Consider the following 13788-nt stretch of genomic DNA (forward strand, 5'->3'; position numbering starts at 1 on the left):
CAGATCATGTGACTTAGGGTGGTACATTGAGAGGCGTAAGCTATACGTTTATAAAGAATAAAAATATGTGGCTGCCAGCGAGCTTTTGCCTGATTGCAGTATTATTAACAATATTTATTATAAATATAATTGCCGGCTTATTTGCCTTCTATATTGATCCCACCCAGTCTTTAGTTTGGCATAGCTTCAGTCCTTATCTGATTGCGTTTGTCCTGTTTTTAATGGCAGTTTCGGTATCACATGAATTTTATGTACTCCGTGCCGGCGGCTATTCGCTTGCCAAGCAAATGGGCGCACGCCGGCTGAGCCAGATAGAAAGTATTCCTGAAGAAAGCGCGGCATTACGGATTACCGAACAGCTTGCGGAAACTTTTTTGATTGAGGCTCCAGCGGTTTATGTACTACCCGATGAAGTCGGAGTTAATGCCCTGACAGCAGGCTTCGGCCCGGCAGATACCGCAATTATTCTGACTTGGGGCGCTCTACAGACGCTAGATGAAATGGAATTGTATGGTCTGCTAAGCCATGAATTTAATAAAATTCTGTCTGGTGAGGCTGCTGAAAATACCCGGCTAAAAATCTTGTATAGCAGTCTGGTGACTTTTAGCCAGTGGGGCAGTAAGTTGGCCAAGTCTGGATTTTACCGTCATGGTATTCCGCGTGAAAACCGGTTTGAAACACTATATGTGGCGTTGGGTGCAGTCATCTGGCTGGTTGGCAGTTTAGGGGTACTCATTTCTCGTTTTATCAAATATATATCGCTGAGCGGGCGAACCTTCAAGAATGACCAGAAAACCAGACGCCTGATTCAAAATGATGCCAACATTCAGACCTTATTAAGGATTTATGTGCATCATTCCGGTTCGCAAATCTATAGTGAATATGCTGAATCAATTTCACATATGTGTTTTGCCAACTCCCTGAGCCAGCAGAACTGGTTGAATATTCATCCAGATATTAATCAGCGTATTTATGAGTTAAATCCTGGGCTGATTCAGGAACTGCAACTCGAAAATCTGAAAAAGTTGAAAAATCAGCCCTTATTTAGCCTGTTCCGCTCTTTAGAGGATGTGGTGCCTCAAAGCACAACCACCTGGAGCTCGCCACAGCCGTTACCCTTGCTGCGCCTGTCACCCATTAGCTTTGCGATTAAAGATGCGATCAAGCCGCTGAATCCGGAATTTCGCACCAATATGCCACGTCCGGATCTGATTGAACGGGCTTTGCAGACTTCGACGGGTTCTCGTGAAGTCATGGTTGCTATTTTAATGATCCGGCAATATCGTGAATTTATACCGACTGAAGCCGAGGTCAGCCGTGCGATTGTGGACTCATTGTTGAACCTGGATGGTCGTGTTCATACTCCCATCTTTTTACAGGCTTGCAGAAATATTGGTGGCATGCCGATTACTGTTGCCCGGCAGTTTCTGATGAAGCTGGCACGGATTATTCAGGAAGATGGAGAAATTGGCTTGCTGGATGCTTTGCTGCTGGAGCGAGTCAAGCATGAATTGAATTTGTTGCCTGTACATACGCCCACTTCACTGGAAGAGGTTAAGTCCCAGATTGTGCGCCTGATTGATGCTTTACTGCATGTCCAGCAAATTAACAGCGGGAACCAGCTCGAAGTTCGGGAGCGGATTTTAAACCGTATTTTGACCTTAAAAGAGCAGGAGATGTATGCTGAAATTTCTGATGAACCAATTGATCTGGCTGAAATTTTGAATGATATTGCCGGGTTATTGTTGCGTGATCGTTTAAGCATATTGGGGATTGCGGAAGCCTGTTTGTGGAGCGACCGGATTGTGACTCAGGATGAGCTGGATGTGATGGAATTGCTATACTGGCGTTTAGGGTTTGAAACGGATGAGATCATTGAGCAAATGCTGAAAAAAAATAGCCTGATGATTGTCTAGGTTTCTCTTTAGGTCGCTGAGACGAAGTGGGCCCATCTTCATGCTAAGATAGGCATTCAAATTTCAGGTCTGATGTTATAGACATAACAGTGTGGAAAACAGGCAAGATAGAACCCTAAAACTGGAAAAAGTTCGGCAGAGTAAGGCGAATCCGGCTAAAATGTTTGGCCTGAAATGGGTGATGATGAAAAAATGATAAGGCATCAGCGTGGGATACTGGCAGCATTGGGAATTGATATATGGATTCCTAGGGATGAGGCATGCCAGCAGCATCAGGGTTCCATCTGGCGGGATCAGGCAACTCCTGAGCTTCATAGCGAGATTATTTTACCGCAAACTGCGCGTCATGAGCCGCTGCCACAAGAAATTGTACCTGTACCAGTTCGCATCGTTGAGCTTGATGAAGTAAAGGAAGTTGTTGAAGCTTCAGTAACCGCTGCTCCAGTTCAGGAAGAGCGGCAAATACAGCATATTCCGCCATTCAGTTTACAGGCCCTTAATTTGCCGCATTGTGTCATTGTGATGAATGCCACAGAGATGACAGAAGAGACCCAGCATTTGTGGAGTAATATCCAGCGCGCCCTGCAAGGTGAATTTTATGAGTTAAACTGGCCATTTCCATGGGCGAATATGCAGGACGGCCGTGGGGTAGAGTCTTATATTCAGGGCTTTCTGGATATGATGAGTATGGAGAAAAATATAATTTTTCTGGGCTCTGTTCCCTATGTCCATCCCGTAAAAATGATTCAGCTGGCTTCCTTGCAGGAGATGCTGGAACAACCCATTCTGAAAAAACGTTTATGGCAATTTATGCAAAATAAACCGGATAGTGTGGATTAATATCCGTTAAGACCAAAAGGAATTGGAATAAGAAGTATGAAACAGAAAGTTGTAGTATTCAGTCAGATTGATCCAGACATTCAGGAAAAACTCGAACAGCATTATCAGGTGGTCTGTTTACAGCCAAAGTTGGGTGATGTCAATGAACAGCTCTTGACGCATGTGCGGGATGCAGAGGGCATGCTCGGTGCAGGACGGTGGTTGAATCGTCATAATCTGGCCACTGCAAACCGATTAAAAATTATTTCCAGTGTCAGTGTGGGTTATGATAACTATGAGCTGGATTATTTAAATGAAAAGCAGATTTATCTTGCACATACGCCACATGTATTGACTGAAACTACGGCTGACCTGGCTTTTTGCTTATTGATGTCCGCTGCCCGAAAAGTTCCTTATCTGGACCAATGGACCAAACAGGGGCAATGGCAGCGTACTGTAGGCGAAGCACAATTTGGTGTAGATGTTTTTGGAAAAACGCTTGGGATTATTGGCCTTGGTCATATTGGTGCTGCAATCGCACGCCGTGGTTTCTATGGTTTTAATATGAATATTCTTTACCATAACCGCCGTGAAAAACCGGAGTTGGCCCAAAGCCTTCGTGCAGAATATTGTACTTTAAGCCAGCTTTTACAGCGTTCGGATTTTGTGGTGGTTGCGGTAGATTTAAATGCAGAATCAAAATCCCTGATAGCCGCAGCAGAACTGGCCCAAATGCAGCCTCATGCTGTGCTGGTGAATATTGCTCGTGGTTCAGTAATTGATGAGCAGGCCTTGATTGATGCCCTAAAATCCAGGCAGATATTTGCAGCAGGGCTAGATGTTTATCAGAAAGAACCTTTAAAAGAGTCGGAGCTGTTTAAGCTGGAGAATGTAGTCACTTTGCCTCATGTGGGTTCGGCGACAGCAGCGACACGGAAGAAAATGTCAGAACTGGCCTATCAGAATCTGGTGGATGCACTGGAAGGGAAAGTGCCACGCTATGTGGTTAATCCACAGTTTTAGATTTATACGAAGTTAATATTAAATAACATTTTCTTGCATCTATGCTCAAGCTTCAATGCTATATTCGTGGGAGTTGGAAACATTAGGCTCAGAGAATTTTCATTGAAACGTTTGCTACTGGCTTGTAGTTTAAGTATATGTATGTCCGTAGGACATACCGACAGCACTTATTTTGATCGACCGACAGCACCATTTACTGTGCCCGATATTGGGGCTGGTATAGGCTTGCTGGATCAGCAAAAAGAAAAAATGATCGGTGAAAAAGTCTACCGCGAAGTACATAGGCAGATGCCAGTGATGCAGGATCCCTGGCTTGAAGATCAGCTCCTCTCAGTGTTTTCCCATATTCTCAGTCAAACCCAGTTATCCCAGCCGATTGGCCTGCTAGTTATTAATGATCCACAAATTAATGCCTTTGCCGTGCCAGGTGGCTTGTTTGCTTTAAATGCAGGTCTGATTAATTCTGCGCGTAATATGGATGAAGTGGCTGGGGTGATGGCGCATGAAATTGCTCACGTTTCCCAGCGCCATTATAGCCGTTCCCAAGAGGCCTTTAAGGGGCAAGGCTTATTGGCTTTGGCAGGAATTCTGGTGGGAGCCTTGGTGGCCTCGCAGGCAGATGGTGATGCAGGTGCTGCGGTCATGATGGGCTCTCAGGCAGCTTTACTTGATCAGCAGCTCACTTATAGCCGTAATCAGGAACGTGAAGCGGATCGCATTGGTATGCAGTACATGTACGCATCGGGTTATAATCCGCATAGCATGGCAGATTTTTTCGAGGTCATGCATCGATCTACCAGCCGTTTAAGTTTTTTACCGGATTTCTGGCTTACTCACCCTTTGACGACCGAAAGGATGAGCGAAGCGCGACTACGTGCTGGCCAGCTTCCGGCAGTCAAACCGAAGCTGAATGATCAGGATTTTGAAATTATCAAATGGTATAGCCGGGTAGTGTCCCGTCAGGCCAGTGAAAAGCAGTTAAGTTTGCTGGCAGGGCGCAGTTTTGCTGGTCAATTGGCCTTGGCGACGTATCATCTGCAACAGGGCGACTTTCAGGCTGCACAGGCTGTGCTTGATCAGGTGAGTCAGAAGCACCAGAAGCATCCTTTATGGATATTAAGTCAGACGGATGTTTATCTGGGCCAAAATCATGTTAATGAGGCTTTAAAAAGTGTGAGTTCAGCAGCACGCATTATGCCGGAAAACCGGGCATTGAATTATAAGCATGCTGAGGCGCTGATTCGTGCCAAACAGCCTGATCATGCTAGAACTATTGTACAGCGCTTTTTAAATGCGAATCCGCGAGATGTCAGTGGTTGGCGTCTTATGCAAATGGCTGCAAATGCTCAGTCCGCCTCCGAGATTAAAGCCGCGACTGTTCTGCGCTATCGGGCTGAAGTGGAATACTGGTCAGGTCATGAGGAAACAGCGATTAAATCTTTATTACATGCACAGCGGGTCAGTAAAAGTAATCAGTCTTTATCGGCTACCATTAATCAGCGTTTAAAGCAGATGCAGCGGGAACGACAAGATAAAATCTGAAAATAGTTTTATGCGGATTTTGTGGGTAGAAGATGTATCCCAATCCGGGTAAATCACGCTACAATCGGGCCAAAGAGAATTGTTTATTTAAATCATTGTATGAAAAAAATATTATTAGCGGTATTGCTATTGGGGTGTGGTGTGAATGGTTTTGCTGCAAGTGCAGTCGAATATGTAGAAGCGGTTGAGCAGATTAATACTGATTATCAAAAAGAATCACGTCAGTTTTTAAAAGCGTTAAATCCACAGCAGCAGGGTTTTACGGCGTCGCAGCAGCAGCAGTTTTGCGCTATTGTGCAGCGTTATGTTGACCGTTTATATCAGGCAGCAGATCAGAACCGGGCCTATCTGGATCGTCAGTTTCAAAATGTAGGCAAACAGGAGGTAATATTGCAGGTCAAATCTTCTAAAGAGATGCAGTTGCTAAAACGTCATCATGTGAATTGTAATTTGCAATAAAAACAGAAAATAAGAATATGACGAGAACTGTCTAAAAAGTGAGGCAGTTCAGCACGGATTTGGGGCTGAATTAAATAGGGGATTAAGCAAGCTTGGCTTTGATTTTGGCTGAAACCTGTGCAGGATCGGCGCGCCCGGCTATGAGCGGACGCAGAGAATTCATCACCTTACCCATATCTTTCATGCTAGTAGCTTGTTGCGCTGCAATCGTTTGCGCAATCACGGAATCAAGTTCTTCCTCAGTCATAGCTTCTGGTAGAAATTGAGAGAGAACCTCAACTTCGGCTTGTTCCTTACTAGCTAAATCTTCTCGACCAGCACCTGTAAAGGCTTTGATCGATTCTTTACGTTGTTTAATTTGTTTTTCAATGACCGCAAGAACTTGAGCGTCGTCAAGTTCTTTACGCTCATCGACTTCGATTTGCTTAATTGCGGCTTGGAGACTACGAATGACCGTTAACTTGTCCATTTCTTTAGCACGCATGGTGGCTTTCAAAATGTCAGTAATCTGGTTTTTTAAAATAGTCATTATTTATTCCAAGCGGTCAATCACAAATTAATCTTAGTAAAGGCGAGTTGTACGTACTGATTCACGCGCCAATTTCTTTTGGTAGCGTTTAACAGCAGCAGCTTTTTTGCGCTTACGTTCTTGAGTTGGTTTCTCGTAGAATTCGCGCTTACGTACGTCAGCTAAAACACCCGCTTTTTCACATGAACGTTTGAAACGACGGATAGCTACGTCTACTGGTTCGCCTTCTTTCAATTTAACTTGTGGCATGAAGAATCCTCATTAAGTTATGGATAAGATCAGGGCCGAATTGCCCTTGATCACAAGTGAAGGTCAGTATTTTACTCATTTACATCTCATACCACAAGTCTATAATAGTTGCTGCAATAGATTTGATACAGGTTATAGGCAGTTTAATGATCGTTTTGGGCTTGGAAACGTCGTGTGATGAAACAGGACTGGCACTGTATGATAGCGAGCTGGGGTTGCGCGGACAGGTGTTGTACAGTCAGATTAAACTGCATGCAGAGTATGGCGGGGTGGTGCCAGAACTGGCTTCACGTGACCATGTGCGCAAGCTCATTCCCTTAATGAATGAACTGCTCGAACAAAGCGGCGTAAAAAAATCTGAAATTGATGCAGTGGCTTATACTCGTGGTCCGGGTCTGATGGGCGCACTGATGACCGGTGCACTTTTTGGTCGTACCTTGGCATTTGCCCTCAACAAGCCGGCAATTGGTGTGCATCATATGGAAGGTCATATGCTGGCCCCTTTACTTTCAAAAACGCCGCCAGAATTTCCATTTGTTGCGCTTCTGGTTTCGGGTGGTCATTCACAGTTGATGGCTGCTTATGGTATTGGCCAGTATGAACTGCTGGGCGAGTCGATTGATGATGCGGCTGGTGAAGCTTTCGATAAAGTCGCCAAAATGATGGGCCTGCCATATCCGGGGGGGCCGAATATTTCAAAACTGGCCGAGCAGGGTGATCCAAACGCTTTTGCTTTCCCGCGTCCAATGCTGCATCAAGGTTTGGAGTTTTCATTTAGCGGCTTAAAAACTGCGGTGTCTGTACAAATGAAAAAGCTGGGGGATGAAAACCGGGATGCCGATATTGCTGCCAGCTTCCAGGAAGCCATTGTGGATACTTTGGTAAAAAAATCTGTCAAGGCATTGAAACAGACTGGCTTAAAACGTCTGGTGATTGCCGGTGGAGTAAGTGCCAACAAGCGTTTGCGTGAGCGATTGGAAGTGGATTTAACCAAGATCAGAGCCTCTGTATACTATGCTGAACCTGCACTGTGTACCGATAATGGTGCAATGATTGCGTTTGCAGGTTACCAGCGTTTAAAAGCCGGGCAGCAAGATGGTCTGGCGGTTACTACCACACCGCGTTGGCCGATGACGGAATTGAGTAATCCAAACGAAGCGTGACAATCGTTTAAAAAAGAACCGCATTTGCGGTTCTTTTTTTATTCCAAATTTGAAAATAACTGTGCACTGCTGATTTTTCGCATAAATCCTGCACGCTTTAAAGCTAAAGTCACCATGTTGGTATTACAGGATTGAATACCTTCAAAATTACCAAGATCTTCAGTAATTAATTTCCATAAATCACTTAAATCATTACATAGTACATGCCAGAAAAATTGCGAATCACCACTAATTCCAAATAGACAACGTGTATATTTGAGTTCAGACAAGGTCTTGGCAATATGATTCGCTGAATCTGGACGAGCTTTAATCAAAATAATTGCTTCGGATTTATAGCCCATCAAACTAGGTTCTACATCGACACGAATGTTGAAAATACCTTCTTCCAATAAGTCACTCAATAATTTCTGAGTTTTATGTTCACTGAGCTCAATTTGTTCTGCCAAACTTTTAATAGATGAACGGCCATCAATAGATAGAGCATGAATTAACTTTAATTCAGTTTCAGTCAAGTTTCTAACATTAACATTTTTAACGCTGATGCCATCTAATGCTTTAGGTTTACTGGCCCATGTAAAGGGTTTTAAGACCGCTTGTGTTTCTACAGTTTTAATATCTGGAATTTGCGTAACAAAGTCATGCATCCAAATGGAGAGATCCGCTGCTTTTTCTAGTCCAATCTCTAAGAAAATATCTGCAAGTCCTGTAGTTAGAAAAACAATACGCACTTCTGGGCGGTTTGCAAAAAATTGTGCAATTTCTTTTTCCTTCCCAAATTTCACACTGATCCATACATGAACTGTGTAACCCTTATTGGTAACCAGTGGATTTAACTCAATCGCAGTACGTATAACTTGGTCATTTAGCAATTTAACCAGACGCCGAGACAGCTTTTTTTCCGGAACATCACTAATCTGACTCAGTTCTCTCCATGATCCTCTCGGATTAGAGATGAGAGCTTTGATGCATGCGGTATCGATTTCGTCGAAACTAAAAGATTCACTCATGATGATTGACTTGTCTAATAACTAATTATAGTCTTAATTAAAGTCTAGAAAATAAAATACAACCTGTATATATGTCTAAATATTAAATGAGACGCTTATGGATGAGTCAAAAATGCAAAACTCAATTTCCGCTCAAGGAAATGTATCACAAAAGAAAGTTATTCTTGCAGGAACTGTAGGAAATGCGATTGAATGGTTTGATTGGACGATTTATGCCACATTTGCGGTATTTTTCGCGAAACAGTTTTTCCCCTCAGATGATCCAACGGCATCGTTGCTGGCGACCTTCGCAATTTTTGCTGTTGGTTTCTTCATGCGCCCATTAGGTGGAATCGTATTGGGCATCTTTTCGGACCGCTATGGTCGAAAAGCCGCTTTGGCCGCCACCATCATTATGATGGCAGGTGGATCTTTGATGATTGGTCTTTCACCAACCTATGAATCAATTGGTATTTTTGCACCAATTATTTTGGTATTGGCACGATTACTTCAGGGTTTATCGTTAGGCGGCGAGTTCGCTTCAGCTGCAACCTATCTTTCAGAGATGGCACCAAAACATAAACGTGGATTCTATTCGAGCTTTATGTTTTTTAGTTCAGCAATTGGTATTTTGATGGCCTCAGGTCTTGCTTGGGCTTTAACAAGTGCTTTGACTGAAACGCAAATGAGTGAATACGGTTGGCGTATTCCGTTTATTTTGGGTGCGATTGGCGGCTTGGTGGGTATGTGGATTCGTAAATCCGTACCTGATAGTGAAATGACCCATAAAAAAGAATCCGTAAAAAATCCTTTGGCTGTATTGATTAAACGTCATCCGAAAGAAACGCTCCGTATTGTCGGTATTTCTATCTTAACGACATTTGCATTTTATATTTTTGTAGTTTATGTCCCAACTTATGCCATTAAAGTTTTAGGTGCAGAGCCACAAACAGCCTTTGCTGCGAATACTGTTGGCTTAATTATTTTCATGCTGTGTCAGCCTGTATTTGGCTGGCTATCAGACAAAATTGGTCGCAAACCGCAGTTGATCGTATTTGCTGCGGGATATTTGGTTTTCTTTTATCCAATCATTAAGTGGATGGATGGGACTTTTGCATCGATTTTGTTGGTCGAGCTTTTTGGATTGGTTTTATATGCTTTATATACAGCCATTGGCCCCGCGGTCATGTCTGAGCAGTTTCCGACAGAAGTTAGAGCGGTCGGTATTGGTGCACCTTACAATTTGATGGTGGCTTTACTCGGCGGCACGACCCCATATGTACTGACTTGGTTACAAAGTATTGGTAAACAAGATTACTTCTACTTTATGGTACTGGTTGGCGCTTTATTAACATTAATCACATTTATTAAGATGCCTGAAACGGCAGGAAAAGGTTTGGAAGATATAAAATGAATATTGTGAATTTATCTGCACTTGAGTTAGGTCGACAGATTGCTTGCAAAAAGATAACTTCAGTAGAGACAGTTCAATTTTATATTGATCGAAACCAGACATTTAAACATCTAGATTGCATTTCGGAACTATTTGAAACCGAGGCTTTGCAACATGCTAAGTACTTAGATGAGTTGCTTCAGCAAGGAACACGTTTAAGTCCATTTCATGGTGTTCCAATTTTACTAAAAGATAATCTGGATGTAGCGGGTCATATAACGTATGCCGGTACAGTTTATCTAGATCAAAAAGCGTTAGCAAACTGCGAACTGGCTGATCAGTTACAAAATTTAGGTTTTGTAATTTTAGGTAAAACTAAAATGACCGAGTTGGCCTTTGGTTTGTCAGGGCAAAATCCAATGCAGGGTACACCTAAAAACCCTTGGGCAGAACAGCAATTCGCGCCAGGTGGATCTTCTTCAGGTTCAGCAGTCGCAGTTGCATGTAATCTAAGTCCTTTAGCATTTGGTGGTGATACTGGTGGTTCAATTCGTACACCAGCAGCATTGAATGGCATATTTGGATTTAAACCCTCAGCTCATAAAATTGCTGACATGGGTGCAGTGCCATTATCTAAAACATTAGATACTTTAGGTCCGTTTGCGCGTTTTGCAGATGACATTAGTGCGTTAATTAATTTATTGATGGATACAAATGTTGAAGTGACATCAAGTGAAAATGTAATTTATGCTTTAGATGAGTCTGCATTTCCATATCCGCTTGAGCATGAGGTATTAACGCTTTGGCGCGAAGGGCTAAAACGCATAGAGGCTTTAGGAATTGAAATTAAAAACTGGCAACCACCTGCACATTTTGATTTTCATGATCTATCAGATCGAACATCTGACATTATTGCCTATGAAAGCTATTTGTATCATGGTGATACAGCTGAAAATGCTGAAGTAAAAATGTGGGAATTGGTACGTCAGCGTGTGCTACGTGGTAAGACCATCTCACAGCAAAAATATGAGACATTGATTGCAGAGCGAACTGAGTTTCAGCAATCGTTTAAAGCCTCTTTAGATGGTCAATGTTTGTTGTTTCCAGTGAGCCCATTTCTTGGAGCTGTGTCAAGTTCAGAAGATGCCGAGTTTAGTCATGTGGGTGAATATACACGTCCATTTAACTATTTAGATGCACCAAGTTATGCTTTCCCTATAGCTCTGAGTGATAGCGGATTGCCGATGGGTATTCAGTTGGTTTCATATCAAGCGAATGATGTTAATGTGGTAAAAACGGTGCAGAAAATTGCCAATGGTTTAGGTATTCGTTCTGTATTACCACCAATTTGTCAGGATTAAGAGTTAACGCCTCGTTTATTATATTCAAAAAAAGAACCGCATTTGCGGTTCTTTTTTTATCATGATGGTTCTACTTTAAGCTTTTTTAAGTTGCTCTGACCCAATCCAATGCTTCGAAAACTGATAAGCAGCACGACCTGAACGTTGCCCACGTGCCTGGCACCAACGCAGTGCTTCAGCACGCGCTTCGTTTGTCCATGGCATGGAAGCTTTAGTCAAATAGTGTTCAACAATTTCTAAATATAAGTTTTGATCCATCGGGTAAAAAGACAGCCATAATCCGAAACGATCAGATAAGGAAATTTTTTCTTCGATCGCTTCCTGAGGATGTAACTCTGTATATTGCGGTACATCGACTTTGGTGACCGGCGTATTTTCATGCATAAATTCTGGCAATAAATGGCGACGGTTACTCGTCGCATAAATCACAAAATTGTTGGAACCAGATTGCAATGAGCCATCCAGAACACTTTTTAAACTGCGATAATTTTCATCTTCTGCATTAAAGGCCAGATCATCACAATAGACTATAAATTTTTCTGGACGGCCAGCGATCAGTTGCTGAATTTGAGGCAGATCTGACAGGTCATCACGTTCAATTTCAATCAGGCGTAAACCCTGATCTGCGTATTCAGTCAACAAGGCACGGACAATTGACGACTTGCCTGTGCCACGCGAGCCGGTCAGCAGTACATCATTGGCAGGCAGGTCTTTTAAAAACTGTAAAGTGTTCTGAATCACTTTTTCTTTTTGTTTCTCGATTCCTTTTAAATCTTCCAGCGCAATCTGTTTAAGTTGATGAATCGGCTTTAGTTCCCCGTTTTGCCATTTATAAGCATACGCAGAAAAATCCGGTGTCTGCTTCAGCTCAGGCAAGCTATGTTGAAGCTGCAAAAGTACAGTAGAAAGCGCATTTAAAATATTGTCAGGTAAGTCGATTTTCGCCATGATGAAATAATGCAGATTTAAAATTATGTCTAGCATACTATCACTGTAAAATTCACAGTCAAAGTCTGAAAAGTGTGATAATTTACTTAAAGCAGAGAGTTTTGCTCCTTTAGTCTAGAAGGAGGAAAAGGGCATTTTCCATATTTAAGACTACGGGCTGAATGAGAAATATATAGGGAAAATGACAGATGCTATTCAAAGATTTTACCCAGGATATTAATCCACATCAGGCCTATCGGATCAAAAAGCTGAAACAGCAGTTACAGCTTGCTGAGACTTATGAGGAGTGGAAACATATTGCGCTAAAGATTGATGAGGAATCAGGTGCACAAGAGTGGAAGTTTGATAATAGCTCGCTGTATTTTGATGCTGAAGTGATTGCGCATCGCTTAGGGAAATTAAGACGTTACCGCCAGCAAAAGCGTACCCGGGATCTGATGCATATCCTGTGTGAAGGGCTGAGCTATGATGTTGCCAATATTGCACATCCTTTGCTTTTTACCGAGACTTATGTCGGCACCAAAAGAATTATTGAAGAATATGTAGAAGAAGTCAGTCTGGGTCTGGCCTATATCGCCTCAGATGAATGTCAGTGCTTGAAATTTGAAGAAAAGATCGAATACTTTGAGCATTGTCAGCGTGCTTATGGCCAGCCAGCTTTGATGTTTTCCGGCGGTTCCACTTTGGGGTTATTTCATACTGGTGTATGTAAGGCTTTAATGGAGCAAGACTTGCTACCCAAAGTCATGTCTGGCTCCAGTGCCGGCGCTATTATGACTGCCATGCTCGGCGTCTCCAAACCTTCCACTTATGTAGAACTGTTGAAGGGACATAACTTTTTTCATGAAGCTTTTCACTTTCGTAAGCTGAATGAACTGCTCAAAGGTAATGGTGGACTGGCCGATGTCAAATACCTGAAAAAGTTTCTGATTGAGAATCTGGGAGATGTCACTTTTGCAGAAGCCTTAAAAATTTCCGGTCTACATATTAATATCGCGGTTGCTCCTTATGATGCTGCGCAGGAGGCCCGGATTATGAATGCCTATACCTCACCAGATGTGCTGGTCTGGAGTGCAGTGCTGGCCTCTTGTGCGGTGCCAATTCTGTTTCCACCCGTACGTCTGACCAGTAAACGCTATGATGGTCAATATACCCCGTATATGGGAGCCACGCGCTGGGTCGATGGCAGTGTGCGCAGTGATTTTCCGCAAGAGAAAATGGCGCGGCTTTATAATATCAATTACACCATCGCCAGTCAGGTGAACCCGCATATCGTGCCATTTATGCAGGATGATGTAGCACGTTTCCGCAAAGGGACTTTAAGCTGGCCACAACGTATTGTACGCCGTCAAGGTGCGGTCATTACCAAAGGCATGATGGACTTTGCCCGTGAGCATGCC

13 protein-coding genes are annotated in these 13788 nt (G+C 43.0%); 9 read left to right on the plus strand and 4 right to left on the minus strand.

Translation table 11 applies throughout. The annotated features are described in order from the left end of the window. Window positions 1–26 precede the first annotated feature (26 nt). The 5 genes from E2K52_RS05730 to E2K52_RS05750 all read left to right on the plus strand — a co-directional run bounded on the left by E2K52_RS05730 (window position 27) and on the right by E2K52_RS05750 (window position 5759). A complete protein-coding gene (locus E2K52_RS05730; protein WP_171478813.1) occupies window positions 27–1916 on the plus strand; it encodes a M48 family metalloprotease in 1890 nt (629 codons plus the stop codon). Window positions 1917–2108: 192 nt separating this feature from the next. Next, on the plus strand, window positions 2109–2756 hold the full coding sequence (locus E2K52_RS05735; protein WP_151204197.1) for a hypothetical protein: 648 nt from the start codon (window positions 2109–2111) through the stop codon (window positions 2754–2756). A 36-nt stretch (window positions 2757–2792) separates the two neighbouring features. Beyond that, window positions 2793–3758, plus strand: a complete 966-nt coding sequence (locus E2K52_RS05740; protein ID WP_151204198.1) for a 2-hydroxyacid dehydrogenase — start codon at window positions 2793–2795, stop codon at window positions 3756–3758. 102 nt (window positions 3759–3860) lie between these two features. Next, window positions 3861–5300 (plus strand): M48 family metalloprotease, encoded by a 1440-nt coding sequence (locus E2K52_RS05745; protein WP_201798510.1) that lies wholly within the window; start codon window positions 3861–3863, stop codon window positions 5298–5300. 99 nt (window positions 5301–5399) lie between these two features. Next, window positions 5400–5759: a hypothetical protein gene (locus E2K52_RS05750; RefSeq protein WP_151204200.1), complete on the plus strand. Its 360-nt coding sequence runs from the start codon at window positions 5400–5402 to the stop codon at window positions 5757–5759. 82 nt (window positions 5760–5841) lie between these two features. Here the strand turns inward: E2K52_RS05750 and E2K52_RS05755 are convergent, their stop codons facing one another. After that, the gene (locus E2K52_RS05755) at window positions 5842–6288 is read right to left on the minus strand and encodes a GatB/YqeY domain-containing protein (RefSeq protein WP_151204201.1); all 447 of its coding nucleotides are present in this window, start codon (window positions 6286–6288) and stop codon (window positions 5842–5844) included. 33 nt (window positions 6289–6321) lie between these two features. After that, window positions 6322–6537: a 30S ribosomal protein S21 gene (rpsU, locus tag E2K52_RS05760; RefSeq protein ID WP_001136722.1), complete on the minus strand. Its 216-nt coding sequence runs from the start codon at window positions 6535–6537 to the stop codon at window positions 6322–6324. Window positions 6538–6683: 146 nt separating this feature from the next. On the opposite strand from rpsU, the gene tsaD reads away from it, so the two are divergent. Continuing rightward, window positions 6684–7700 (plus strand): tRNA (adenosine(37)-N6)-threonylcarbamoyltransferase complex transferase subunit TsaD, encoded by a 1017-nt coding sequence (gene tsaD / locus E2K52_RS05765; RefSeq protein WP_151204202.1) that lies wholly within the window; start codon window positions 6684–6686, stop codon window positions 7698–7700. A 38-nt stretch (window positions 7701–7738) separates the two neighbouring features. On the opposite strand, the gene E2K52_RS05770 is transcribed toward tsaD, so the two are convergent. Continuing rightward, the gene (locus tag E2K52_RS05770) at window positions 7739–8707 is read right to left on the minus strand and encodes an Lrp/AsnC family transcriptional regulator (RefSeq protein ID WP_151204203.1); all 969 of its coding nucleotides are present in this window, start codon (window positions 8705–8707) and stop codon (window positions 7739–7741) included. A 97-nt stretch (window positions 8708–8804) separates the two neighbouring features. On the opposite strand from E2K52_RS05770, the gene E2K52_RS05775 reads away from it, so the two are divergent. Together E2K52_RS05775 and E2K52_RS05780 are read left to right on the plus strand one after the other, a co-directional pair. Continuing rightward, window positions 8805–10100, plus strand: coding sequence for an MFS transporter (locus E2K52_RS05775; protein WP_151204204.1), 1296 nt, complete (start codon window positions 8805–8807; stop codon window positions 10098–10100). Then, entirely contained in the window at window positions 10097–11440 is a 1344-nt protein-coding gene (locus E2K52_RS05780; RefSeq protein ID WP_151204205.1) for an amidase, read from the plus strand. Before E2K52_RS05775 ends, E2K52_RS05780 begins: the two co-directional genes overlap by 4 nt. A gap of 75 nt (window positions 11441–11515) precedes the next feature. Here E2K52_RS05780 and E2K52_RS05785 read toward each other — a convergent pair whose 3' ends face one another. Next, complete coding sequence (locus E2K52_RS05785; protein WP_151204208.1) at window positions 11516–12388, minus strand: ATP-binding protein; 873 nt, start codon at window positions 12386–12388, stop codon at window positions 11516–11518. 188 nt (window positions 12389–12576) lie between these two features. On the opposite strand from E2K52_RS05785, the gene E2K52_RS05790 reads away from it, so the two are divergent. Further along, on the plus strand, window positions 12577–13788 hold a 1212-nt coding region (locus E2K52_RS05790), incomplete at its 3' end, for a patatin-like phospholipase family protein (protein ID WP_151204206.1).

It is taken from the genome of Acinetobacter sp. RF14B (assembly GCF_006864105.1).
Classification (GTDB): Bacteria; Pseudomonadota; Gammaproteobacteria; order Pseudomonadales; family Moraxellaceae; genus Acinetobacter; species Acinetobacter lwoffii_C.

What these genes read in the sequence shown, in the direction of transcription:
- E2K52_RS05735 (WP_151204197.1), top strand. Translation starts at nt 2,109, where the DNA reads ATGATAAGGCATCAGCGTGGGATACTGGCAGCATTGGGAATTGATATA.
- E2K52_RS05740 (WP_151204198.1), top strand. Translation starts at nt 2,793, where the DNA reads ATGAAACAGAAAGTTGTAGTATTCAGTCAGATTGATCCAGACATTCAG.
- E2K52_RS05750 (WP_151204200.1), top strand. Translation starts at nt 5,400, where the DNA reads ATGAAAAAAATATTATTAGCGGTATTGCTATTGGGGTGTGGTGTGAAT.
- E2K52_RS05755 (WP_151204201.1), bottom strand. Translation starts at nt 6,288, where the DNA reads ATGACTATTTTAAAAAACCAGATTACTGACATTTTGAAAGCCACCATG.
- rpsU (WP_001136722.1), bottom strand. Translation starts at nt 6,537, where the DNA reads ATGCCACAAGTTAAATTGAAAGAAGGCGAACCAGTAGACGTAGCTATC.
- tsaD (WP_151204202.1), top strand. Translation starts at nt 6,684, where the DNA reads ATGATCGTTTTGGGCTTGGAAACGTCGTGTGATGAAACAGGACTGGCA.
- E2K52_RS05770 (WP_151204203.1), bottom strand. Translation starts at nt 8,707, where the DNA reads ATGAGTGAATCTTTTAGTTTCGACGAAATCGATACCGCATGCATCAAA.
- E2K52_RS05775 (WP_151204204.1), top strand. Translation starts at nt 8,805, where the DNA reads ATGGATGAGTCAAAAATGCAAAACTCAATTTCCGCTCAAGGAAATGTA.
- E2K52_RS05780 (WP_151204205.1), top strand. Translation starts at nt 10,097, where the DNA reads ATGAATATTGTGAATTTATCTGCACTTGAGTTAGGTCGACAGATTGCT.
- E2K52_RS05785 (WP_151204208.1), bottom strand. Translation starts at nt 12,388, where the DNA reads ATGGCGAAAATCGACTTACCTGACAATATTTTAAATGCGCTTTCTACT.